General features: G+C 57.7%; 28 protein-coding genes. 21 read left to right on the top strand and 7 right to left on the bottom strand.

Annotated features, from left to right (window positions below):
• Nucleotides 1–146: 146 nt before the first annotated feature.
• From GM658_RS06140 to GM658_RS06110, 7 genes are all read right to left on the bottom strand, one after another.
• Nucleotides 147–677 carry an Imm42 family immunity protein gene (locus GM658_RS06140; RefSeq protein WP_155453110.1) on the bottom strand — a complete coding sequence of 177 codons (531 nt, stop codon included), beginning with the start codon at nucleotides 675–677 and terminating at the stop codon, nucleotides 147–149.
• Nucleotides 678–808: 131 nt separating this feature from the next.
• Complete coding sequence (locus GM658_RS06135; protein ID WP_155453109.1) at nucleotides 809–1,498, bottom strand: hypothetical protein; 690 nt, start codon at nucleotides 1,496–1,498, stop codon at nucleotides 809–811.
• Nucleotides 1,499–2,134: 636 nt separating this feature from the next.
• A complete protein-coding gene (locus GM658_RS06130) occupies nucleotides 2,135–2,491 on the bottom strand; it encodes a hypothetical protein (protein ID WP_155453108.1) in 357 nt (118 codons plus the stop codon).
• A 43-nt stretch (nucleotides 2,492–2,534) separates the two neighbouring features.
• A complete protein-coding gene (locus GM658_RS06125; RefSeq protein WP_155453107.1) occupies nucleotides 2,535–2,852 on the bottom strand; it encodes an SMI1/KNR4 family protein in 318 nt (105 codons plus the stop codon).
• A gap of 53 nt (nucleotides 2,853–2,905) precedes the next feature.
• Nucleotides 2,906–3,208: a hypothetical protein gene (locus tag GM658_RS06120; RefSeq protein WP_155453106.1), complete on the bottom strand. Its 303-nt coding sequence runs from the start codon at nucleotides 3,206–3,208 to the stop codon at nucleotides 2,906–2,908.
• 119 nt (nucleotides 3,209–3,327) lie between these two features.
• Complete coding sequence (locus GM658_RS06115; RefSeq protein WP_170298696.1) at nucleotides 3,328–3,939, bottom strand: hypothetical protein; 612 nt, start codon at nucleotides 3,937–3,939, stop codon at nucleotides 3,328–3,330.
• A gap of 69 nt (nucleotides 3,940–4,008) precedes the next feature.
• Nucleotides 4,009–4,260: a hypothetical protein gene (locus GM658_RS06110; protein WP_155453104.1), complete on the bottom strand. Its 252-nt coding sequence runs from the start codon at nucleotides 4,258–4,260 to the stop codon at nucleotides 4,009–4,011.
• A gap of 293 nt (nucleotides 4,261–4,553) precedes the next feature.
• On the opposite strand from GM658_RS06110, the gene GM658_RS06105 reads away from it, so the two are divergent.
• From GM658_RS06105 to GM658_RS06005, 21 genes are all read left to right on the top strand, one after another.
• Nucleotides 4,554–5,096 carry a hypothetical protein gene (locus tag GM658_RS06105; RefSeq protein WP_155453103.1) on the top strand — a complete coding sequence of 181 codons (543 nt, stop codon included), beginning with the start codon at nucleotides 4,554–4,556 and terminating at the stop codon, nucleotides 5,094–5,096.
• Between the two features lie 151 nt (nucleotides 5,097–5,247).
• Nucleotides 5,248–5,760 (top strand): lytic transglycosylase domain-containing protein, encoded by a 513-nt coding sequence (locus tag GM658_RS06100; protein WP_170298695.1) that lies wholly within the window; start codon nucleotides 5,248–5,250, stop codon nucleotides 5,758–5,760.
• On the top strand, nucleotides 5,757–6,440 hold the full coding sequence (locus GM658_RS06095) for an OmpA family protein (RefSeq protein WP_170298694.1): 684 nt from the start codon (nucleotides 5,757–5,759) through the stop codon (nucleotides 6,438–6,440). The genes GM658_RS06100 and GM658_RS06095 overlap by 4 nt, the downstream gene beginning before the upstream one ends.
• Before the next feature lie 144 nt (nucleotides 6,441–6,584).
• Nucleotides 6,585–6,944, top strand: a complete 360-nt coding sequence (locus tag GM658_RS06090; RefSeq protein ID WP_155453100.1) for a hypothetical protein — start codon at nucleotides 6,585–6,587, stop codon at nucleotides 6,942–6,944.
• A gap of 22 nt (nucleotides 6,945–6,966) precedes the next feature.
• The gene (gene traL / locus GM658_RS06085; protein WP_155453099.1) at nucleotides 6,967–7,266 is read left to right on the top strand and encodes a type IV conjugative transfer system protein TraL; all 300 of its coding nucleotides are present in this window, start codon (nucleotides 6,967–6,969) and stop codon (nucleotides 7,264–7,266) included.
• Between the two features lie 10 nt (nucleotides 7,267–7,276).
• On the top strand, nucleotides 7,277–7,873 hold the full coding sequence (traE, locus tag GM658_RS06080) for a type IV conjugative transfer system protein TraE (protein ID WP_155453098.1): 597 nt from the start codon (nucleotides 7,277–7,279) through the stop codon (nucleotides 7,871–7,873).
• Nucleotides 7,830–8,633 carry a TraK domain-containing protein gene (locus GM658_RS06075; protein WP_155453097.1) on the top strand — a complete coding sequence of 268 codons (804 nt, stop codon included), beginning with the start codon at nucleotides 7,830–7,832 and terminating at the stop codon, nucleotides 8,631–8,633. The genes traE and GM658_RS06075 overlap by 44 nt, the downstream gene beginning before the upstream one ends.
• Entirely contained in the window at nucleotides 8,630–9,991 is a 1,362-nt protein-coding gene (locus GM658_RS06070) for a TraB/VirB10 family protein (RefSeq protein WP_155453096.1), read from the top strand. The genes GM658_RS06075 and GM658_RS06070 overlap by 4 nt, the downstream gene beginning before the upstream one ends.
• On the top strand, nucleotides 9,975–10,772 hold the full coding sequence (locus GM658_RS06065) for a DsbC family protein (RefSeq protein WP_155453095.1): 798 nt from the start codon (nucleotides 9,975–9,977) through the stop codon (nucleotides 10,770–10,772). Before GM658_RS06070 ends, GM658_RS06065 begins: the two co-directional genes overlap by 17 nt.
• Nucleotides 10,753–11,376, top strand: coding sequence for a TraV family lipoprotein (locus GM658_RS06060; protein ID WP_155453094.1), 624 nt, complete (start codon nucleotides 10,753–10,755; stop codon nucleotides 11,374–11,376). Before GM658_RS06065 ends, GM658_RS06060 begins: the two co-directional genes overlap by 20 nt.
• Before the next feature lie 14 nt (nucleotides 11,377–11,390).
• Complete coding sequence (traC, locus tag GM658_RS06055; protein ID WP_229416775.1) at nucleotides 11,391–13,961, top strand: type IV secretion system protein TraC; 2,571 nt, start codon at nucleotides 11,391–11,393, stop codon at nucleotides 13,959–13,961.
• Nucleotides 13,949–14,302 carry a hypothetical protein gene (locus GM658_RS06050; protein ID WP_155453093.1) on the top strand — a complete coding sequence of 118 codons (354 nt, stop codon included), beginning with the start codon at nucleotides 13,949–13,951 and terminating at the stop codon, nucleotides 14,300–14,302. The genes traC and GM658_RS06050 overlap by 13 nt, the downstream gene beginning before the upstream one ends.
• Nucleotides 14,299–14,823: a conjugative transfer signal peptidase TraF gene (traF, locus tag GM658_RS06045; protein WP_211841818.1), complete on the top strand. Its 525-nt coding sequence runs from the start codon at nucleotides 14,299–14,301 to the stop codon at nucleotides 14,821–14,823. The genes GM658_RS06050 and traF (GM658_RS06045) overlap by 4 nt, the downstream gene beginning before the upstream one ends.
• 9 nt (nucleotides 14,824–14,832) lie before the next feature.
• A complete protein-coding gene (gene traW / locus GM658_RS06040; RefSeq protein WP_155453092.1) occupies nucleotides 14,833–15,465 on the top strand; it encodes a type-F conjugative transfer system protein TraW in 633 nt (210 codons plus the stop codon).
• Between the two features lie 54 nt (nucleotides 15,466–15,519).
• Nucleotides 15,520–16,539 (top strand): TraU family protein, encoded by a 1,020-nt coding sequence (locus GM658_RS06035; protein ID WP_371865042.1) that lies wholly within the window; start codon nucleotides 15,520–15,522, stop codon nucleotides 16,537–16,539.
• 172 nt (nucleotides 16,540–16,711) lie between these two features.
• Nucleotides 16,712–17,221, top strand: a complete 510-nt coding sequence (gene trbC, locus GM658_RS06030) for a type-F conjugative transfer system pilin assembly protein TrbC (protein ID WP_155453091.1) — start codon at nucleotides 16,712–16,714, stop codon at nucleotides 17,219–17,221.
• Between the two features lie 2 nt (nucleotides 17,222–17,223).
• Entirely contained in the window at nucleotides 17,224–18,537 is a 1,314-nt protein-coding gene (gene traN, locus GM658_RS06025) for a conjugal transfer protein TraN (protein WP_155453090.1), read from the top strand.
• Entirely contained in the window at nucleotides 18,531–18,926 is a 396-nt protein-coding gene (locus GM658_RS06020) for a hypothetical protein (RefSeq protein ID WP_155453089.1), read from the top strand. The genes traN and GM658_RS06020 overlap by 7 nt, the downstream gene beginning before the upstream one ends.
• Entirely contained in the window at nucleotides 18,923–19,771 is an 849-nt protein-coding gene (gene traF / locus GM658_RS06015; protein ID WP_155453088.1) for a conjugal transfer protein TraF, read from the top strand. Before GM658_RS06020 ends, traF (GM658_RS06015) begins: the two co-directional genes overlap by 4 nt.
• A 12-nt stretch (nucleotides 19,772–19,783) precedes the next feature.
• Nucleotides 19,784–21,205 carry a conjugal transfer protein TraH gene (locus GM658_RS06010; protein ID WP_155453087.1) on the top strand — a complete coding sequence of 474 codons (1,422 nt, stop codon included), beginning with the start codon at nucleotides 19,784–19,786 and terminating at the stop codon, nucleotides 21,203–21,205.
• A gap of 23 nt (nucleotides 21,206–21,228) precedes the next feature.
• On the top strand, nucleotides 21,229–24,036 hold the full coding sequence (locus tag GM658_RS06005; protein ID WP_155453086.1) for a conjugal transfer protein TraG N-terminal domain-containing protein: 2,808 nt from the start codon (nucleotides 21,229–21,231) through the stop codon (nucleotides 24,034–24,036).

Genomic DNA, 24,036 nt, shown 5'->3' with positions numbered 1-24,036 from the left:
CGACGAATTCTGGGAAAAGTGCAATTTGAACCGCTGAAGGCTGGGCGATTGATTGCGCAGACCATCTTAGCCTTTCAAGCATCGCACTCTCCTCTAAAATATTCCTGTGACGGTCCGCAATTGGCCGCATGCCGTCAAGTTGGCCGCTACTTCCCGCCTTGATCAACCCAATCAAGGAACCCGCGTACAACTGCGCAAAATGTTCCGACTTCCACTTTCATGCTTTCTAAAGCGTCATCGCCCCTTTTAAAAAGCAATCGTACACTGCCACCGTCTCGAACTATGAAGGATTTCGAATTGTCGAATGACTCACCGCCGTTAGTCAGAAAGTCGTATCGGGAAAAGCGTTTAGAATCCGCGACAACTTCTTCAGTTGAACGGTCATCGTCAAGGTAAAGCGCCTTGTCGATGAGGTCCCATGATAATGCATCGCTCTGTTCCTGGAAAAGTGTGCAATCCATCTGTGGAAGATGCTCCAGGACAGCCTGAAGGTGGCTCGCAGTCACGTTCAGCATGCAGGCCGGCTCGTCAAAATCACCTAGTACCTTATCGCCTGCGCGAATGCACATTCTGCCAAACACGTGGCGTGGCTCACTTCCAAACGGTTCATGAGCGCAAACAATGGCGAATTGGGTCTGGTCCCCAAAGTGCCTATAAATCGATACTTCTGAAGTCATTCGATTGTCGTGAGTTTAAATCCTTGGGAGCCAATTGCGAGCGACGGCTTCTGGCCGATTGTACTCGGTCGTCAGGCTGAAGCATTCGCCCCATAGCCGCCTGTCGCGAATTCATGGCGTGAAAATAAATTTCATTCTTTCTGCTCGGTAGATGGCATGTGCTCAATTACCGAGAGCAGCGAAACTGGTGCGCCAGACGGAAGCGTTTTTATATATGTGTTCGCACGAAACACGTGCCATCCCTGCACATCGGTTTGTAGGTCAAAGCTCTGCAAATCTCTTGAATAATTCAACTCGCCCTGCCAACGCTCACCGCTCTCAACCTTCATCGAATAACTCACGTTCAGGCCATCGCGTCTTATGATCCCCTTGAACTTAGGGATGTTATTAGCATGGGCCTCAATGAAATCGGGAACATCACTTTCATCAAATTCGATATCGGTGCCGCTGGAGACTGCACACGGCCCCATCATTCGAGGCCACGCTGCATTGGTCATGGGTGGCTCAACCAACATCGAAACTTCAGCAAAATCGGAGGGCTTGGGACGGTCGCGGCCGAATGTCAGCCGAATCGAGTCGGCATGATTCTTAGGAAAAATCTCAATCATGCCAGACTGAACGTTACCGATGTCTACATGGATTACTGAGGCATTCAAGAAAGCTTCAATTTTGGCGCTCTCAATTTGACCATCTCGCGTAATTTTTCGTTCTGCATAAGTTGCATCAATCCACTTTAGCTCTTTAGGGCAAGTAACCTGCGCCTGCGAAAAAAATGGAGTAACGGTAATCATACCGAGCAACCACCGTGAAATACGCTTCATAGCTTCATTTCAATAGATATTGAGACTGTTTCTGGCCGAGCGCGGCCGACCGCAGCCAGAATAGCATTTTGCTGTTGTGGAAAGTGCGTGCTTTGTTACCGGATTCAATCGCACGTCCGGCGTGTCAAGACTACCCGCCTCTTGTCAGCCGCATAAGGCGGAAAGTCCCAAAAATTTTCGACGGTCCCCTCAAATCCATCTTTGGTAGGTGTCAAAGTCATCTGCACACCAGAAAGGCCATTGCTACTCCAAGTTATCGAAAGCGTCTTCCTCTCCAGTGCCCAGTATGCCGCTGAATAGTTGAACCTATCCGAGGAATGCGCAGGTATCACTCGAAATTCCGAACTTCCGGTCCACGGCGCGTTTTCATGTTCGGACATGAGGCGAATATCCTTTGCAGGAACGAGATGTTCTGGCTGTTTGAGCTGCGAGGTAGATTCGTCCACGGCCGCAGTACGCACCGAATAGCAGCCAATCACATCATCGTTGGCTTGGGCCAGAATGCAAGTCCCTAGAAGAAAAATGTGCGCAAGTGCTTTCAACCTCAACTCCAAAAAAGGCGGGCGTAGCTGACCGCTGGACCAGACGAGACTCTTCAAGGTCCGCTTCTGGCCGTCAGCCGAAAGAGTCATCTCATCAACTAGACGATGTTTGATTCATATAATGGTCCGGCCAAAGCTCATGAAGATACGTTACCAAAGGTTGGCCGTCCACATCAACAAGACTGACACCGGAAATCTCTTTCAAAGATCCGGAACCATCAAGTCCAGCGAGAATGCTGTGCACGACGCCAGCCGAGATTTGATCAATGAAAGATTCAACCTGCTCCTGGCAATTGGCCGATTTGATCGCCGCCTGCAACTGCCGAATTCCATCTTCATTTTCAAAAGCAAACAGATCCGCCGACTCATCAGTGAGAACTTGCGTCGCAGTCTTCACCCAATAGCGATGGATTTTCGCAACCTCAATCAGAAAGAGTTCTTCTGCTTTCAATCTTAATCACTCCATCTTTACAGTTAGCGTCAGCAATTGGCCGTTACCGAACAAATCGCTGTGTCAGCGACCGAAAGTCTTCTGCGATGCGCTTCGCGCAGTCAGGTGCCATGCCAATCAGGGGCAACATGAATACTGCACCGGTAGCGTCAAACGCCAAGACCTCACCGCCGCCATTACCAGCAAAGGCAACGAAGCCAGCAGCATATTTTTCTATCTCTATGTCTCGATTGTTCCCATGGATTGCATCTAGCGGCCAAAGTTCGACATAGCCTGGTTCTGTCTCATCTGCAGTGAGTCCCTCAAAGCAGCCATGCTCCATGACGTACTGCGTATATTCGTTGGGGACTATTACTCCCATTGTTGTTCCTCGCAAAAGGCTTTCAAACGTCCGCATCTGGCCGTTAGCGTGTCTTACTTGCAGGGAAAGAAGCGCTCCAGGAATTTTGTGGCCTGCTTTTTTGAAGGCACGTCGTCGAACTCCAAAGTGGTCTCAGCATTGCCTTGGCTCGTAAAAGCCTTAGCAATTTTCTGGACCTTCTCTTTAGGTGTTCCAGACAAACAAATATTCGAGCTGGAAATCGAAAGCGAATGGCCGTAAATAGTACCCTCGATTATCCCTACCATTTCGGCATATGCCCCAATTTCGCGCCGCCCACGCTCATACTCGGATGAGCAAGGAGCTTCATCTGCCATGGTGTTGGCCAACAGGGTCATTGAAAGTACGAAAAGTATGGTTTGCCGCATCGAATCGTCGCTTACGTTACATATCGTAAATTAGCAATATAACATGAGCGTCTGCAATTGGCCGTATGCAGTATGCCGCTTGCGCTGAGCTATTTTTTCGATGCCTGAGATGCCTCATTCACGATCCGCTCTTGCAATCCTTCGAGACACGCAAAAAGTGGTTTTTGCTCTTCATCCTTCAATGATCCTGAGAAACTGACAACGGTATCAATACCTTGGTTCTTGTAACGCAAGGCCATTTGCATCCGCTCTCCCTTCATGATCGCCAAAATCGTTTCCCAGGATTGCACGAAATCGCCTCCAGCAAGAATGAACCCTGGGGTTTCTGCCGGGATGACCGACGTCGGCATCAGAGGCTTTCCATTAAGTTCGTTGGCAATCCAAAAGGCGACGGGCGCGGGCACAACGGCCTTAGAGGAGGTGATCCCCCTATTGAAATCTTTGAGTGTTGTCGTCGATTTACCTGCCTTGATCAGGCCGTCAAACATGTCGGCACGGAGATTGATCGAAAAATCGTAGGCTTCAATCACAGTGGGCTTCTTATCAAGTACCAGCGCCCGTACTCCACAGAGTTTGAAGCCATCAGCATCGCGTCCAATTTGAGGCTGGAGAGCTGTATGTGCAGCCTGAACCAACACTTGCGCGTCAACTTGAAAGGACCAAGAGCTTAGGAAAAATGCTAAAACTAAAGATTTCGTCATATCGCGTGTATTAGAACTGATGTTGAAATCGTCCGACAGATGCTGGCCGTTAAGGCACGTCACAAGCTTTCATGGTTCGATGATCTGGATCGACGGCGAATGGGTTAGAGCCTCGTCAATGAACAATCGCAGCGCGACTGAGGCAATCTCCCGATTCACCAGATGGTCGACAAAATAGAATCCGTCCGATTCAACCGCGTAGTTGTAAATCTCAGCCATAGCAGAGCGCTCAATTGGGCTCGGCAACTTTCTGAGCAATGCCGACGGGTCGAAATCCATCGGCATGACAAACTTAATTTTGTACTCAATTCCCACGAACATTGATCCTTCTGATGTTTCAAAATCCGGCCGCGACGCCTGGTCTTGGCCACACCTCGCCTCAACCCGTTAGCATATCATGTTGCTCATTTGAAAAATGCGCGAAATCTCACGCTCCGCAAGTGCAGTAGAGCCCAAAATTTCCGGAGACGCATTCGGCGATTAAGCCCCCATACATTCAATAATGGTCGCCAAGCTTCGAGTTCACCGGATTTGCATATGCACGTCGCGCACCAACCGCGAAAGCCCCGGTTTTGGCGTACCCTTTTTGGGTGAATCGGAGTCTTGGAGTGAGTATGCTGAAATCACTTCGAAAACATCCAACCGGAAGCGACATGACTACAGCGCATTCAATTACCGATCTTCCTCAACTCCGACAGGTGATTGCGGGTGATCGGCAGGGCGATTCTCATCGCCGTGGAGAGACGGTCGCTACACGCGTATGGATCGAGGAATTTCGGGCACTGGAGGGTTTGTACAGTGCTCCGGAAAATTGTTCTCCGAAGCTTCGCTACCCGGACTTGATCAGCGGGTGCGTTTCGCTGGTCTTCGACGGCCTCGATCCTGTCAATCGCGTCTTCACGTTCTTGCACACGAAGCTCGTGTTACGTGACCAGGAGACAGCAAGGCGACAGGAGGCCATCTGGCGCCCGCAGTATTTGCTGTTGCTGGCGCTGCAGAAGTCGGAGCAGAATCGCCATCCGCACCCGCAATTCAAGTTGGACCACTTTACGACGGCGTGCGTGGCGTTGGCGCTTGAGGAGCCCCGTGCCGCTCAAAAAGTATTCGAATTTGCCCGGCGCAATATCGCTCAGCGCGCCGCGGCAAGCTTGCTGTAGCTGTTGATTTCAGCCTGCGCCGATAAAGCGCGTGGCCCCCATGTAGTTACCCCGCTTGGCAGACCAGCCAGGCCTACCCGAAGACCACCAGTGGCCCCTCGACACCGTGAGGGGATTGATCGTCCATTTCTGGGTATGCCTCCCGTTTGCCATGAATGCGCACCTCACCATAGTTGCCGTAGCAGCTTCGCTCCTGCCTGGTCATGCCAGTGCCTGCTGGGAGCAAGCTGCCCAGAAGTATGCGGTTCCGGCACCGCTTCTGATCGCCGTCGCCCAGGCCGAATCGTCGCTCAACCCTCGCGCCGTGAACCGGTCGCACTTCAACAGGACGAAAACGATCGATATCGGCGTCATGCAGATCAATTCCAACGCACGGATGCTCAGCAATCTGGGCGTCAGCCAGGAACAACTGCTTGATCCATGCACCAACATCGAAGCTGGGGCACGAATTCTCGCCGAGAAAATGGCGCGGCACGGGCGCACCTGGGAGGCGGTGGGGGCGTACAACGCGTCATGCGCCGCTCTGACGCCGCAGCAATGCTTGCGTGCCCGCATGCGCTACGCGTGGCGCGTCTATCGATTCCTATCCGGAGCCTTTGGTGTCAATACAGCCGCGAAGGCGCCACCGCCGAGCGCGCCAATCGTTCACGTGAGGCTGGGATGAAGACCATTGTCATGCGTCGGAGCGCGCGCGTGTCTGCATTTGGCTTAGCTGCGTGTCTGGGCGTGGTCTCGGGTTGCGGGACGTTCGCGACGCGGCATGAACCACAGCTGTCGCCGCGGCATGAGTTCAGTGGCGTGATCATCGATCGTACTTACGACATTCGGCAAGTCGGCACGCGTGACGCCGCCTATTTTGCGCGCTGTATTCAGCCGGCGTGCCCGCATGTGACGCCGAAAACCATTGCTGTCATCTCTCAGGCGCCGCAGGAACCTGCTGCAGGGACAGCAACTGCGGCTTCCGCCGCTGAATCAGAGAAGCCGTCTCGCGCTCCGGCTGAAACTGCAGTTGTACATTTCGCAACTGGTTCGGCAGGACTGGATCGCCAAGCCCAGGCCACGCTGGCGCAATTCGCTGCTATCGCCAGGGAGTCGCAGCGCATCGTGGTCAGCGGACGGACCGACAACACGGGCGGCGACGATGTGAATCGCCGGCTAGCAAACGCCCGTGCGCGGGCGGTCGCGTCATACCTGCGCCGGAAAGGTGGTGCCACCCAAGGTCGCATCGAGTTCGACGCGCAGGGCCGCTGTTGCTACGCCGCTGCTAACGAGGCGGAAGCAGGGCGCCAATTGAACCGTCGGGCAGAGGTCTCCTTTTTCCAAGCGCTAAGGTCAGCGCAATGAACGCTTGGCACACATTGCGGCAGGCGGCCGCGCGGTGTCCGTGGCTGGCGAGGGCTCCGCCTTTGGAGACAGTTTATCGGCTGAGTTGGCGCCCGGCCGGATACGTCAGACAGGCGCGCAGTCTTTTGGAAGCTGGAGGTATGTATGAACGTTATGAAACTGCCCATGGGGGCAAAAGGGGCAGCAGCGCCGCCCAAACGTGTCGCGAACGCGGTGGCGCTGCTTGCTCTCATCGTACTCGGTCTGTGCGCGGCATTCCCTTCGCACGCGATCGACCTGGTCGCCTTCGGCGGCATCACGGGCCCGCTGGTGTCGGCGCTCACGCAACTGGCGGCGCTGGCGCCAGGTGTCAAGGCGCTGGTGGGCTTCATCGGCTTCGTGGTGGCCCTGATCTCGCTGGCCGCGCTGCGCAATTTTGGCCCGGTCCTGTTCTACATCGGCCTGGCCATTTTCGCGGCGGTAGGCCTGGTGATCGCCGGCGCCATCATGGGTGCGGTCATTTGAAGACCGCTGGAAGGAGGACGGGATGCTTGCCGACACTTACATACCTCGCAGGCTGGACGATCAATGGAAGATCGGGTTGTGGGATGTGGACGTCGCCGCACCCGTCCTTTTCATGATGTTTGTTGGGTACCTGGGCGGCTCCAAGCTGGCATTTTGCCTGGCCGTCTCGGTGGGTTTCTTTGCTAGCCGGTGGCTGGCACGCATCAAAAGCGACAAGCATCCCGCATTCGCCATGCATTGGCTGTACTGGCATCTGCCCACCAATCCGGTGAGCGCCATGCGCGCGACGCCGCCTTCACATATCCGCCGCATGGTGGGCTGAGGAGAACACGATGGACGACGGAAAGTACCAAGAGGACTTGAAGAGCAACCGGCGACTCATACGGAGCCAGCGCCTGACGATCGGAGGGTTGGTTGGATGCCTTTTCGTGGCCCTGCTGATCATCTATTCGATACTCGGCGCCCAGAAGGTGATCGTCACGCCGCCACATGTCACCGAATCCTTCTGGGTGTCCGGCGAGAAGGTCAGCAATTCCTACCTTGAGCAGATGAGCGGCTATGTCGCTTGGCTCATGCTCGACGTGACGCCCGGGACGATCAATTGGAAGAAGGACGCTTTGCTCAGTTTCGTGGAACCGGCGGAGCACGGCAAACTGAAAATCCGGCAGGAAGTTGAAGCGGAGCGGCTCAAGAAACTCAACGCCAGCACCTATTTCCTGCTGCAGCAGCTGGAACCGGACGAAGAAAAGCAGCAGGTATTCCTGACAGGCCGGTTGCGCACCTACATCAATGGACAGGAAACCTCAGTGGCTCTCAAGCGGTACGTTGCCCGATTTGTCTATCGTGGCGGCCGCACCCATCTGAAAACGTTCGAGGAGGCCCCCAATGAACCGAAAAACGTTGCCATGGCTAGTGGCGCTGTGCGCTAGCGCCATGTGCTCCGCGGAGCAGGTACGCCCCGCGAAGGATGGCGCCACGATTGAAGTGGCTATCGCGAAAGACGCCCCAACGCGCATCCGCATCCAGGGTGATCGGATAGTCGATGTGGTGGGTAACGTGCAGAGCAGCACAGGTTGCGATCCACGGCCACCGGATGCGGGAGCTGCGGGGGCAGTAATTCCTTCCACCCCGGCACCCGTGACGAGCGCGCGTGGCGACGTGATGTTGAACTGTGACCTTGAGCGGGGCGAGGTCTTTATCAGCCCAGTGGGAGCGGGCGATAAGCCAATCAGCCTGTTTATATCCTCGGCGCGCGCGACGTACACGCTGCGCTTGCGCCGGGCCGACATCGAGGCGGACACGATTGTAATCGACGACCGTTCCCCTCGGGCGAGTTCCGCAGCGACGCGACCCCAACGCTCGGCCAGCCATGTGCGCGCGGCAAAGGGCATGTTGGTTGCCATGGCGTCGGTCCGGCCAGGTGCCGCTTACCGTGTGGAAGACATGGAGCGCCCGATCGCGCTGTGGAAAGAGGCGGATTTCAAGCTGGTGCGCAAAGTGGAAGGGCAGGACTTGGTCGGCGAGTTGTACTCGCTGACAAATATTAGCGCCACGCCGATGGTACTCGCGGAGCAGGAATTTGACCGTGAGGAAGGTGGCGTGGTGGCTGTCGCCATCGAACACCACAATCTGCAGCCGGGAGACGCGACCAGCGTATTCGTGATTCGGAGCCAGGAGGAGAGGCCATGAAAATCGATACCAAATGGCATACGCTCCTCGACCGGATCAGCCCACGCCAAAAGCAGTACCTGCTGGCCACAGGCGTGATCGGTGGCGGGGTGGGCGTCTTCTGGGCTTTCCTGGCGCTTTCTTCGCAACCGGCCGCCGCGCCGGCCGCTCCGCAGTCGCATGGAACGACTGTTACTAGTCCCGAGTTGGCTGGTGGCGTCGTTCCGATGCAGGTCGCGCCGGTAGACCAGTGGCTTGGTACCGCCGGTAAGGAACTAGCGCAGTACAAAGTTGATCGTGAAGGCCAGGAGAAATTCAATGCTGATCGCAAGGCAAACGAAGCACAGATTCTGCAAAGGCTCGCCGAGCTGGAAAAGAAGGAAGCGGCACCGCCAAGCGTCGCACCGCCAGCGGCCCCGGAAATACCACCTGTACCGGCAAATGTCCCTCGTTCCCCGGTTCCTTCCGCAACGCCAACGGCGTATCCGCCCGAGGTACCCGCAGTGGTTGGCAACACGAGCCCCGTATCTGGCGCGCCCGGCGGCACGCGAATCGACGAACCCGCGCCCGCCATGGTCAGGGTTGTTTTGGGAAACCCCGGGCGCGCTGCGGTAAAGGATCAAGGCGTCGGCAACGCGGATAGCGGTACTGGCGAGGCCCGAGGCAAGGGCGAGCGGCTCGAGTCCTATCTGCCTGTCGGGTTCATGCACGGCGAACTGCTTGGCGGCATGGATGCGCCCACGGGTGGCCAGGCACAGGGCAACCCCTTGCCAGTGGTGATGCGGCTGACCGACAACGCGGTGCTGCCAAACCAGTTCAGGGCGGAGGTCCAGGAGTGCATGGTGATCGGATCGGGATTCGGGGACATTGCCTCCGAACGCGCCTATATCCGTACCAGCAACCTGACCTGTATCCGGCATGACCGGAGCGTCATCGAGGTCAAGATCGAGGGGAACGTGTATGGCGAAGACGGCAAGCTTGGCATGCGCGGCCGGCTCGTGAACAAGCAGGGGCAGTTGCTGGCGAACGCGTTGCGGGCCGGAATTGCGAGCGGCATCGGCCAGGCTTTTTCGCAGGGCGGATCGACCTACACCGAATCCGCATTCGGCCGCCTGGTCACGGGACCGGAAGGTACAGGGGAGCAGATGCGCCGCGGCATTGGTGGGGGCGTGGGCCGTGCGCTGGACCAGCTTGCCAACTATTACATCCGTCTCGCCGAGCAGACATTCCCGGTCATCGAGATCGACGGGAAGCGCGCAGTGGATGTCGTATTGACGCGCGGCGTTCGGTTGCCGCTGCCGCTGCCGGGCAGTGAGCGGTTGGCGGACGAAGGCCCGGTTCAAGACGGTGACGGGGGTGACGATGAAGCCCGCCGCTAATCCTATTGTGGCGGCGGTGCTCGGCCTGGTGCTGCAGCAGGCACACAGTGCGCCTGACGAAGAGCGCGTGCTGGCTGCGGTACGCAAAGCGTATCCCGCGACGGTGCTCGACCGCGCCGTGCGCACGCCGATTCCGGGCGTCTACGAGATCTGGATGGGCGCGAACGTGGCTTTTGTATCGGCCAAGAACCCGCGCTACATGGTTTTCGGTCGCCTTGTTGACCTGAAAACGATGCGTGACCTGACGGCGACACGGATGGCCAGTTTCGGCGCGAAGCCACCGGGCAACGCCAGTCAAGGACGCGAAGCAGCGTCCTACACCGGCCCGATGCCCGTCGCCGATGCGATTACCGTCGTGCGTGGCGATGGGCGGCGCGAATTGTCGGTATTCACCGATCCGGCGTGCGGCTATTGCCGGGAGCTGGAGCGCCACCTGCGCGAGCTGCCGAACGTCACGATCCGCTACTACCTGCTCCCGTTCCAGGGAGAGTCGTTGCCGCTTGCGATCTGGTGTGCCAAGGACCGTCCGGCGGCATACGCGGCCGCCATGGCGGGCTCCGTAACTCCCTCGGATGCAACAGGCACTTGCGCCCATCCGCTTGAGCGCAACAGGCTGCTGGCCTCAAGGTTGCGCGTCGGCGCCACGCCGACCCTCCTTTTTGCCGATGGAACCCTGGTTCCCGGCTTGTTGACGGCCGAGGAATTGGAATCGCGCCTGAGCGCCAATCAATCGAAAACCCAGCAGATGGAGGAAACGCATCATGCGACGTCAATGCCTTGAAAATCGAGTAAAAGCCTGCTGCGGCGCGGTGTTCGGCCTGCTGATGGCTGGTTGCGGCAATATGTCGGGCCTGGGCGGTTCGGAGCAGTATGGCTGTAAAGCGCCGGCCGGTGTCCAATGCCAGTCCGTTTCCGGCAACTACTACAACTCGGTGCGCGGCACGACCCGGCTACCGGCAACGGGGACAGGCGCCCAGCCTGTGCCGTCGGTGCCCCTCATGAACGCGTCATTGAACCGACGCGCAAATCTTCCGATCGATCACGCGGTGGCGGGGGAGGCTGGTTACGAGCCACAGCCGTTGCGTTCCTCGCCGCGCATCCTTCGCTTGTGGATCAAGCCCTGGGAAGACGCGGATCACGACCTGGTTGACCAGTCCTACGTGTACATCCGGGTCGACCAGGGCAAATGGATGCTCGATCACGTCCAGCGGCAGGTCCGTGAGGCATACGCACCGCTGCGTGCGCCCTCGAAGGAGCCAGGGGTGACTGCATCCGCCCAATCACCTGCGCCCGTTGGGCTATCCGCTGGATCGACACAAGGACTTCCCATGGCAGCGCAGCCACTTGAAGCGGGCGCTGTGAGCGGTCAAATGAGTGGTCGCTAGCCGAGGGAGCCATCATGCACGCATTCTTTGAAGAACGCAGCCAGCCGGGAGGCCTACGGCACATCATGGACTGGCTTGGCTTGCAGCGCGAGCCGGAGACGCCATCGGAACAGTTCGCCTCGTGGCTGCCGTACCGCGCCTACTCGCGCGAAGACAAGATTTTCATCAATCGCCAGGGCAGCCTGGGATTTATGCTGGAAGTGATGCCGCAGAGTGGCGCCGACGAGCCGATGGTCGAGGTCTTGCAGAGCCTGTATTCCTTCCCGAAAAACACTGGCATCCAGATCCATCTATTCGGTTCACCACAGGTGAGGAAGATCCTGACCGCATACGCCAACCAGCGTATGGAGGATGAAGACCAGTACGAGCGCAGCCGGGAGCACGGTCGTCCCGCACGCAATGAAAACCTGTTCCGCACGCTGGCCAGGCAGCGCGTCGGGCACCTGATGAGCGGCACCAAGAAATCGCTGACCAACGGTTACCACTTCACGATCAAGAATTTTCGTCTGATGATCAGTGTGTGCTTGCCAGGCCGGGGCGACGACGAGGCGCGCTGCCAGGAACTGCGCGAGCTGCGCGACTCGATGTCCGTGACCCTGAATGCTGCATCGTTCCCGAATTCGGTGTGCGGCGTCGATGACCTGATCAACTGGTGCGCCCAGTTCGTAAATGCCGATCGCCTGACGCGCGAGGATCAGGTCAAGGTCAACTACGACGACGGCCGTGAAATCTGCGACCAGATCGTCGACTTCGACACCGTTCAGGACGCGCACGCGGAAGGACTTCTCCTGTCCCGGCTCGGGGACGAGGCGAAGATGGAAGCGCGCTTCATGTCGATCAAGTCCTTCCCGGAGCGGTTTGGACTGTGGCAGATGGGCGGCCTGATCGGCGACCTGATGCAGCCAGCGCTGCAATACAACGCACCGTTCCTGCTGACGATGGGCGTGCATATCCTTGATCCAATCGAGACCAAAGCGGCGGTGACGACCAATAACTTCCGCGCCACTCAGAACGCCGGCAGCAAGATGGCCGCCATCATGCCGGACGTGGAGAAGAAGCACAAGGACTGGAAGGCGGCAGCCGATGCCTACGATGTGGGAGGTGCACTGGTCTCGATGTACCACCAATTGGCGATTTTCACGACACCGGAAAAGGCGGCCAGCGCCTGCGAAACAGCGCGCGCGATCTGGCGGGCCCGGGGCTTCGAACTGAACGCGGACATCTACATGCACCGCCAGGCACTGCTGGCGAGTTTGCCGATGACCCTGACGCCGGACTTTCACCGCGACCTGAAGAAAATGCGCCGGGTGACGCGCAAGTCGATGTCCAATGCCATTCATCTGGCGCCGCTGATCGGTGAATGGCGAGGAACCAAAACGCCAACGGTGATCATGGCCGGCCGCCGCGGTCAAGTCACGACGCTCGATCTGTTCGACAACGATCTGGGCAACGCGAATGCGGCGGTGATCGGCGCCCCGGGTTCCGGGAAATCGGTCTTCCTCAACGAGTTGGCATGGTCCTACCGGTCGGTCGGGGCAAAGGTGTGGATGCTGGACTTGGGGCGTTCGTTCGAAAAGCTGTGCCGGAAGGCCGACGGCACATATATCGAATTCACGCCACAAAGCAAGATTTGTTTAAACCCATATTCGCGGATCAACGACATCTGCGACGACATGGACATGCTGGTGCCGGCGATCGCCAAGATGTGCTCCATGCAGCATGCCCTGGAAGAGGTGCAGTACAAAGCAATCTCGACCATGCTGCTCACGCAATGGAAGATGTATGGGCGGGAAATGACCATGACTTGCCTGCGGGACGCCTTCATGAAGGGGTCCATCCGCGACCTCGGGATCGTCAACGACCAGCGTATCAAGGACCTTGCGATCATGCTCAATCCCTACGCCAAGGGCGGGCAGTATGAGCGCTTCTTCGAAGGCGTCAACAACGTCGATTTCAGCAATGACTTCATTGTGATCGAGAACGAGGAACTGAAGCGCCGGCCGGACCTGCACGCCGTGGTCAACATCCTGCTGCTTTATCAGATCACCGGCGAAATGTACTTGACGCGCAATCGGCGGAAGGTGCTGTTTATCGACGAAACGAAGCAGCAGCTTGGCGAGATCGGCTGCGATGATCCGATCAAAGCCGCCGTGGTGGAAGAAGCGGCTCGCCGCGCCCGGAAATATGGCGGTTCCCTGGTCACCGCCACGCAGGGCGGTGATGACTACTACGGTTCGGCGCAAATGGAAGCCGCGTTCAACTGTTCTGATTGGGTGTTCCTCCTGCGCCAAAAACCGGAATCGATTGAGCTGTTGGGGCGCAAAGGCCGGCTCCTGATGGACGAATCGAAAAAGCGCCTACTGAACTCGTTACGGACCGAGGCCGGGGCGTTTGCGGAGATCTACGTCTCTTCGCCTGTCGGGGAGGGCGTCGCCCGGCTGGTGCTCGACCCGGCGACACACCTGCTTTTCTCGAACAAGATCGAGGATAACAAGCCGATCGATGAACTGCGGGCGCAAGGCTACAGCATTGACGAGGCCATTCAAATGGTGCTCGCGGCAAGGGGGCAATCATGCATCCACTGATTCCGCAACTGGCCATGTGCATCGCTTCGACGCTGGCCGGCATCGTGGTCTACGACCGCCTGATTGTTCGGCCAGCCACGGCGATCGGCGTGGTGGATGCGGTCCAGGTCTACCGCGAACAGGAGGCGCGCCTGGTCAACGCGCTTTCCACCGGGGCCGGAGACGCAGAGCGGGCGCAGGCCGCAATCGACGTCCGTAAGTTCGCCGAACGGATTTCGACTGAAATGGCAAAGCTGGGCCAGGACTGTGGATGCCTCGTGGTCGACCGTTCCCTGGTGGTTGGGATGCGGCCGGACGTGCGGGATCTGACCCCTCTGCTTCGTCAAAGGGTGCTGCGATGATGCGCAATTTCCTGACTCATGCCCGGCAGCGCTGGTATCTGTACCTGCCGCTCGCCCTGATCTGGGCGCTGGCGGCGGCGCGCATCTTCATCGACCCGGTCCCGCATGTTCCGCTGCTATTCAACGTGACGCCCAGCTTACCCTACACGGTGGCCTTCATAGAGCGGCGAACAGGCGTGATCGCACGTGGTGACTATGTCATCTATGCGTTTGGCGGCGCCGCGACCAGGCATTTCCCCGGTCTTGCACGGCAGCCGTTCTTCAAGCGCGTGGCAGGTATCGAAGGCGACCAGGTGCGCGTTGAAGGGCGGCGCGTGCTGGTCAATGGCATTGACGTCGGTCAGGCCAAGCTGTTTGCGATGGCAGGCAAGCTTCCATTGGAGCCGATCGAACCCAGCGTCATCCCGCCGCACTACTTTTACATGCAGGGGACAAGTCCGGATAGCTTCGACTCGCGCTATCGCATCAGTGGACTGGTGCATGCCAGCGATGTGATCGCGGTGGTACACCCGATTTTCTAGGGGATAGCGATGAAACGTTTGTCGATCCTGTGCCTCTTCGCTTTGGGCTGCGGGGGCGTTTGTCGCATGGCCTGCGCCGAGTCGCTCGGCGTGGTCGGACCGACCTATCCCATCGCCGAGGAACACTTGTTGAAGATGATCGAAGCGCGCCTGCGTGCCAAGGAGCAAAGCGGGGAGCTGGCGCGTATTCAAGAGCAGATTGTTTCACGTGGAAAGCAGTCCGTTTTGGCGCCACCACCGTTGCAGCTCCCAGTCGTGACCATGCCGCGGACGTTCTATGTCGATCCGACCTATGTGCTGGACCGGAATATCGCTGATGGCAGTGGACGTATGTTGTTTGCCGCGGGAACACGTGCCAATCCGCTCGATATTGTTTCAATGAGCCGCAGGCTGTTTTTCTTTGACGGTCGCGATGAGCGCCAGGTCGCATTGGCAGAACGCTTGGCAAAAGGGGAATCGGCGCGGATCAAGCCGGTGCTGGTCGGTGGCTCGTATCTCGACCTGATGCGGCGCTGGAAGATACCCGTGTATTTCGACCAGCGGGGCGTACTGGTGAAGCGCCTGCGGATCGAGCGGGTGCCGGCCATGGTGTCGCAGGAGGGGCGGCGGTTGCGGGTTGACGAACTTGTCCCGGCCTCATGACAGGGAAGGAGAGACGCGATGAAGCTGCCTTTGTTTGGGACGAAATTTGGGGGAATGACCATGCTCTCGCGCGCACTGGTGCGGGTGGGGGCGACGTTGCTGCTTGGCCTGATGGCGGCCACGGCCAATGCTGCCGGCGTGACAACATGCCAAGGGCGATTCCCAAATCCGATTACCGATATCTGCTGGAGTTGCATCATGCCGATCTCCCTGGGTGGGGGCACGCTGGCCAGTATCGGTGGCCAGGAAGACATTAGGAATCCCGCTTCACCCATTTGCAGTTGCGGCGTCAATCCAACTGTTGGCTTGTCGATTGGGTTCTGGGAGCCGGCCCGGCACGTGGAGGTGGTGCGCCGTTCGTTTTGCCTGGTCTCGCTGGGTGGTGTTGACCTGAATCCTGGGATCGCGGCGCCGGATGCCGGTCGCTATACCGATGGCACAGGTGATCAGAACAGCTTTTACCAGGCCCATTTTTATGTGAATCCCGTGCTGTACTGGCTGCAGGTGGTGGCGGACTTTCCATGCCTGGAGCGCGCATCGTTCGATCTGGCCTACCTCACGGAGGTTGACCCGCTGTGGAATGACGATGAGCTGACACTGATTCTCAATCCCGAGGCCGCGCTGTTTGCCAATCCCGTCGCCCTGGCAGCCTGCGCGGCCGATTGCGTCGCCGCCACGGCGGGGTTTGCACGGTCGGAATTGTTCTGGTGCGCCGGGTGCCAGGGTAGCCTTTACCCGCTGGACGGGCACAACATCTATCACCTCGGTGGTGTACGGACGGCCGAATTGCTGATGCAGCGGCTAACCGCCAAGATGCACCGCGAACTGCTGGCCTGGGGAAGTCATGGTGCGGCCGGTCTGTGCGGTCCGTACTTCCTCCCGGTGATGGACAAGGCTGCCTACAAGACCCAGCTGACCTTCCCGATTCCCAGCACCGGCAAGATCCTTGGGCGTTGTTGCCAGCCGTTCGGGCGAACCACCGTGCTGTGGGGCGCAGGCAAGGAATATCCGGTCAAGGGCGAGGATTTTGCATTCATACTCTTCAGAAAAAGGAACTGCTGTGTTGGCTACTAACGCAATCTCCCAGAAATCCTGGAAGGCGCTGCTGGCGGTCCCTGTTGCAGGCCTATGCCTCGGTGTGGCGCAGCCAGGCTTTGCCGGGAACGGGGCTGCAGGCGCCGCGACACCAGTGCAGTCAGGCGCACCGAAGTCAGGCCAGGTTACCGGTGCCCCAAGGCTCGACCGCTTGCCGAAGCCACTGCAGGGCGCGCCGGTCGATGTGGCATCTGTCGCACGCGGGTTCGAGGCGGCGGGCATTTCCGCCGACGGCCGTGTCCTAGAGCACGGACCACAGTTGCTCGTCTTCGTCAGCCTTGCGATGCCCGAGGGGGCGCTGCGCAAGTTGATTGAACAGGGGGAACGTACGCGGGCCGTCCTCGTGCTGCGAGGCTTGAAGGACGGTTCCATGGTCAAGACGGCGCTGGCTGTGCGCCAGTTGCTCGGAGAGCGCAAAACTGCGCTGCAGATCGATCCGCAAGGATTCGACCGTTTTGGCGTGAGCCAGGTTCCGACGTTCGTGCTCTTACGTGACGGCACGCAGGCTCAGAGCTGCGCGGATGCCAGCTGCGTACCTGTGTCTTCCTACGTCACGCTGGCGGGTGACGTGACTATCGCCTATGCGCTCGAATGGATCGAAACCCATTCGTCCAGCGCGCAGCGCGAAGCCCAAGTGCTTCTCCAACGCCTTCGGGAGTGATCATGCGTCGGATTGTCGCCCTTGTTGTCGCCTGCAGCTTCCTCTCGACACAAAGCCACATGGTGCTGGCCCAGACGGACGCGGATCTTGCCGCGGCGCGCGCGGCGAACGCAGTGGTGCGTGGCGGGGTCAACGCAACATCGGCCTCGGCGGTGGTTCCCGGCTACACGACGGTGCCTCCGGAGACGGCATTGTATGGCCGGACCGACCTGGCGACGGAGGCAAGGGCCCGGCTGATGCTTTGCGCGGCCATGCCTGGGGACCCGATCTGCGAGGGACAGCGCAATGCCGCGACGTCGGCTGCTATCCCGCGCCCGCCTGTCACGCCGGGAGATCCGCAGGTGGCGGGCGCCAGTGCCGTTGCGCGAGATCCGCTGACGGCGGAATCAGGGTTGACCGCCATGTACTCAGGGTGCCCGGCCAGCGGCCCGTGCACGCCGACCGCGTTCTGCCTTGGAGCCCGTTGTTTTGACACCTCCAGCATGAATGATCCCGACTTTGCCAAGGCGATGAGCTACCTTGAAGCCGCGCGCGAGGCCGGCGTGTATCTCGATCCGGCGACGATGCGCGTGTTCAGTGGGGAGGATAACCGTTGCCGTGACCGGTTGCTCAAGAACTGCTGTGGCACCGACAGCGCCGGTGCCGGGTTCCACAACCAGTCGCTATTCGGAACCGGATCGCGGCTGGTATTCGACATCCTGATGAACTCGAACAACCGGAGCTTCATCATGCAGGGCTTCAAATCTTTGTTGATGGGGAGTGGATTTTCGGGTGCATTCTCGACCTACGGCGTCACCGTGGCCGTCAATGGCGCGGCGCTGCCGGCGGGCTCTGTCACCCTCATGGCAGGCGATTCCATCGTCATCGCCATCACGCCCTGGACACTGGCGATCGCCGTGATCTTCTATGTGGTGATGTCGATGATGTCCTGCAATGAGGAGGAAGGAAAGCTCGCCATGAAAGAGGGCGCCCGGCTGTGCCGGTCGATTGGTACCTGGTGCTCGAAATGCATCCGAGTCCTGGGCAAATGCGTCAGTTGCATCGAGCACACGACATCGAAGTGCTGTTTCAACTCGAAATTGGCGCGCATCCTGAATGAACAGGGCCGTGCGCAACTGGGAATCGGGTGGGGCGGAGCACAGAACCCGTCCTGCTCGGGATTCACGGTGGCGCAATTGCAGGCGCTGGACTTTTCGCGCATGGACCTGACGGAGTTTTACGCCTCGATTGTGCCGACCATTCCGGCGGCGAGCGCAATCCAAGCTGCGGCCAGCGCGCGCGCCCCGACTTGTTATTTTGGGAGGGGGAAATGCTGAAACCTGTGCTTTGTGGTTTGATGGCGTTAGCCAACTTTTCCGCGCTGGGACAAGGCGGTGGAGTGTATCGGCGGCCTGTAGAGGAAGTCCGGCCACTGCTGATTGAGGCCATTGATGCTCCAGCTGGTGAGGCCCATGGACGCCTTACCGGCCAGATTGCGGACGCCATCGGACGGCAGTTCAAGACCGCTGATCCAATTAACGTCGACGTCACGACGCTTATCCGCTATGCGGAAGAGGGATGTCGCCGCCTGTCCGTCCTGTTTTGGCAGGACGGCGTGCAGCTGGGGCAGGGCGCGCCCGCCAAGCGACAGACGGTCGAATTTGGCATCAACTACTGCAGAACAGGGATGCCTCCGCGCAGCTTGGAAAGGCCGGAGCAGCCATGAAGCTCACGATTTTTGCCTGGCTGGCCTGCCTGCATGCTGGAATAGCTCTGGCCCAACCCGGAGAAGAACTGGCCCGGCAGACCGCTTTCGTTGGCATTTCCTCCGAAACTCCAAGTCGGCGCGGTTGGCACTTCTACGATGACCCATTGGCCGACTTGCCCGTGAAGCCGCTTCCGAAGGTCAGCCCGCGAAGTGCTCTAGCGACTCCGGCGGTTCGGCCGGAACTTGAGCGATTTCGTCAACTGCAGCGCGAAGTCGAGGAAGTCCGCGCGATAGCCATTATCCGTCCCACGGAGGAGAACGTCCGGCGGTACATGGAGCTCGAATCGCGGGTGGTCCGCAATGCATCCCAGTTTGCCGATCTGGCACAACGTATCGCCTGGGCGAACCCCGACCTTGATCCGTCGACGCGGGGCCGGCCGGTCAATGCCAGCGCGTTGGAAGCCTATGAAGAGAGTCAGGCGCGCACACGCGGAAGCACCCTTGCGGCACTCGCCAATGACCATGCGCTGATCTTCTTCTTCCGTGGCGACTGCGGGTATTGCCACAAGATGGCCCCGTTATTGAATGCTTTCCGCCAGCGCTACAGCTTTCCTTTGATCGCGGTCAGCGTCGATGGTGGTTCGATTCCTTCGCTGCCGATGGCACGGGCTGATAACGGAATTGTTCGCGCACTGAAGGTGGCACAGGTACCCGCTGTTTTTCTGGCAGAGCCCTTCACAGGCCGGATATTACCGGTGGGTTTTGGGGTGCTGTCGGAGTCCCAGTTAGTGGAACGGATCATGGCCCTAACAGACAGACAGCGGAGCATGGCATCGCAGGCAGGCCTGTTCTGGCCGAACTAAGGAGGTGGAACGATGGACACTTTGAATAACGTACTTGCGGCTGCGGCATTTGTCGGCACGGTGTTGCCTGGAGTTAGTCTGGCTGGTGACCTCAATTCGGAAGTCAATAAGATGTTCAACGACTTGGGAGCGATCGGGAACTACACTGCGCCAGGTGCCTTCCGGGGGCAAGTGTATAACACGTATACCGGCGGGAGCATGATGCTTCGCACGCAAAACAAGACGTACCAGTTGGTTGCGATTGACTTTCCCGAGGCGCGCGCCGGCTGCGGGGGCATTGACGTATTCGGTGGTTCTTTCTCGCATATCTCGGCCACCGAGTTCAAGAATATGCTGAAGAACATAACCGCTGCGCTCCCGGGCGTGGCCTTCCAGCTCGCGCTCGAATCCGTCTCTCCGCTCTTGGGTGGGGTAACGAAATGGACCAAGAACCTGGAGAGCATGCTGACAAACGCAAACATCAGCACGTGCAATACAGCCAAGTCTCTCGTGAGTTCGGCGATGGAGGCCACTGGGGTCAGCACGGATAAGGTCTGCGAGGATCTGGCCGTTGCGATGGGGTTGGAGTCGGATTATGCAGCTGCCCGAGTGCGCTGCCAATCGAACAAGAGCTCCGTAATGAGCAGCGCGCGGAGTTCCAGCGATCCGCTGGTCCGGAACAAGGCACCATTTGTTGGAAACCTTACGTGGAAGGCGCTAAAACTGGCCGGAACGAATCTCGATGATCAAGAGCGAGAGATGATCATGAGCATGGTGGGGACAGTGATCTATTACGAAGGACCGCGCGACCCTAATCCCATTGCGCCGACACTTACATCGATTAACAGGCTTCTCTATGGCAGCGCCGATGCTCCTGGCGGTGGCGTTAGGCAGGAGATGCTCAGGTGTAACAACTACACCGAGTGTGACGAAGTTTCAATCGATGCCAGTTACGTCCATACGCCGTTCACTGTGAAGGTGGAGCGTCTGATGCGCTCGATTTCCGAGAAGATCATGACTCGGACTCCTATCCCGAATGACTCGCCGGAAATCGGGTTCGTCAATCAGACCACTGAACCGGTCTATCGAATGCTGTCGGTAGGAGCTACCGTGCCTGCGGTAAGCGTGACCGACAACCTAATCATGCGATTTCGTGATGTTATTGCCGCCGACTACGCGTCAGTGTTTTTGGAGCGAAATCTGCGGATAGGATTGAACGCCCTTGAAAAGGACTTTACGCTTAATTCGTTACAAGCAGCGCGATCGCGCGAACTCCGGCGCCGTGTGCAAGACATGATGGCTCAGCTAACTCTCGAAAAGACGGCCTTATATCAAAAAGTAGGGTCAATCGGCGTTGTTACGACAAGCATTGAACAACTCGAACGCCAGCTTCGTACAAGCATGCCTCAGCAAATCCAGGACCTCTTAGGCCGTCGTGCGGCCTATTTACGGTAGAAGAAGCGAATTGGAGTTTTCTTATGTGGGAAATCTATGCATACCAGAACAGCGACAGTCTGTTTGGGATATTAAATGCTGTCGCTGCAATTGCTGGCGCAAATAACTTTAAGGGCGCGTTAGCAGTTGTGGGATTCTGCGGATTCGTTTCGGCAGTCTTTGCTTATGCAGTTGCTCCCCAAAAGCTTCAAGGGTGGCAATGGCTTGCCTCGGTAACCCTGGTTCTTTCCATCCTCTTCGTTCCACGCGTAACGGTGGGAGTTGTCGATAAGACGGGTTCAAGTGCTGTGGTGATAGTCGATAACGTACCGTTTGGACTGGCCGTCTTCGGGTCACTATCCAGCACGGTTGGCAACACGCTGACCGAACTCTATGAAACAGCAATGCAGCTGTTGCCTGGGCGCGCAAATCTTCCTGTCGAACTAGCCTATCAGAAGAATGGACTCTTGTTTGGCAATCGTTTAATTCGAGAGGCAAGTCGTGTCGTATTTCAAGAGCCAACCTTTCGCACGGACTTAATCAATTTCATCAACAACTGCACTATGTACGACCTCGCTTCCGGCGACATCGATCCGGAAGCGTTCGCGACTTCGGGTGACGTTTGGCCGCTCATGTCAAATCCAAATCCCGCTCGATTTACACCAATTTCTGATTCTTCGGGAACTCCTACAATTGCACCGTGCCCTCAAGCGTTTCAAGCGCTTAACGCACGATTGCCCGCACAGGTGAATAGGATTCAGGCCTTGCTCGCACAGAGAATGAATCCCACGCTGCCTGGAACTGTCGCCGCATCGTTAATTGCTGGGCAGGTGGAGCAGGCGTACATTCGAAATGGGATTGCGACTGCAGCAGCTAGCGCTGCGGATCTGATCCGCCAGAACGCACTTATCAATGCAGTGAACGACACCAGTCTGCTCGCTGGCCAACGGGTCAATGATCCGGCCTCAATGCTGTTGGCCGTTGGCCGCGCACAGGCTGTTGCACAAACAAACGCAGCCTGGATAAACAATGGAAAATTGGCGGAACAAGCGCTTCCGGTCATAAGAAATACTATCGAAGCAATTGTCTACGCCATCTTCCCAATAGTGGTTCTCTTGCTTCTCATGACCGGAGGCCGCGAGACGATGATGGGGCTAAAGAACTACATTTCGGTTCTCATCTGGATCCAGCTTTGGCCTCCTCTTTACGCAATTCTGAACTATATGGCGATGGTCCACTCTTCGCGAGAGCTTGAGGCGGCCGCAACAGTTGGTGGTGGGGCTACAGCTTTGTCGTTGATGACTTCTTCGTCGATCTATTCAGACGCCATCTCGGGTGAGGCAGTTGTTGGCTATCTGACGTTGAGCATTCCGGTCATCGCATGGGCGGGCCTGAAGCGCATGGAAACGTTTGGAAGTGCTTTAATTGGAAGTGTCCCGGCCTTTCAGAGTCTCATTGGAAGTGCCACAACACCGGCGGCAAGCGGAAACGTGAATTTTGGGAACACGAGCATGGACCAGGTGACGGTCTCACCTATGAGGTCCTCAGCATTCTTCGGCTCACGGCAGGACGATTCATCCGGCAATACGTACACAAGCAATGTATTGAGCGGGCTCACCGCCATGAAGGCGCTCGCTAACGAAGGACCGGTATCGAGAGTGGTTGATACCAAGGTCACGCAGCAGCATGTGATGGCAGCAAACAGATCGGTGTCAGCTGCTAAGACCGAGTCGGCTGCTGCTTCTAATGAAAAGGCTGCTGCATTGAGCGAAGTTCTGATGAATGCTTCTATGCGAACATCTAGCCATAACGCGTCGGCAATGGCCGTATCAGGAAGCACTGAAAGTGAAGGGGAACGTATAGGAGAACTGCAGCAAATCGCGAAGAATGTATCCAAGGCGACCGGTGCAACCGAGCAGCAAGTGGCGGCAGTCGCATTTGGTGGAAGTGCGCACTTTGGTGGTGGTATTCCAAGCGCAATTTCTCCAGTTGACGGAGGAGCCATGATATCGGCAATGGGTCGTAAGAACTATTCGGCGTCGATCCAACAGCAAGATCAACTTATCACAAGTGCGCTTAGTAGCGAAGACAAAGCTAAATTCAAGGCGTTTTCCGACACGGTCACGAAAAATACTGGGATGGTTGATTCCCTTGTGTCGGACTCCAGAAGTGGGCATGAGCTATCCGCCAAACTCGCTCGGTCGGTAAGCAGGTCTGAACGAGCAGACGCAAACCTGAGAAAGCAGATCGAGTTCTCAGAAAGTGTTTCGGGAGCATATCAGCGAGGCGAGTCTATCAGTAAGGACGTGGCGAAGGATCCGCGGAACATAAGAATGTTCGAGGACCTGCTTCGATTGGAGCGCGCAGGAAGCGCGGCGGAATTGATAAAGATGGAATCCTATATTGGGAACATCACCTCTGTTCCGCACCAACTGTCAGCGAGCAGCAGTCTTCCGCAAAGTTTCGATGACATCGAAAGTTCACACAAGCGGAACGTTAATCAACTTCCAGCGGATACCGTCTCCGATCAATTCAAAAAGGATGGCTCTCATGTCAAGAACGGGAAATCTGGACCATCTTCTTCTGGAACTGCGTCGCATCCTGACCAGTCTGCTTCAATGCGGTCGGAAATCGCCAAGGTAGGGGGCGACACCAAAGATTTGGTCCGTGAAGCAGAGAGAGCTTTCCGTTCGAAGGCCGGCGTGGAGGTCGATAGGGATGGTCATATCTTTACACACCGGTCGTTGTTTGGTGAGGCAAATGAGCAAGTCAAAAGTGACCCAGATGTCGTTGCAGAGAAGGCGAAAGAACTAGCGCTGCGGCTTGCCAAGATGGCGAAAAAAGGAGAGTGA

The organism is Massilia eburnea (genome assembly GCF_009720745.1).
In the GTDB taxonomy this organism is placed as follows: Bacteria; Pseudomonadota; Gammaproteobacteria; order Burkholderiales; family Burkholderiaceae_D; genus Rugamonas; species Rugamonas eburnea.
This window is presented reverse-complemented; position numbering and strand designations above follow the sequence as displayed.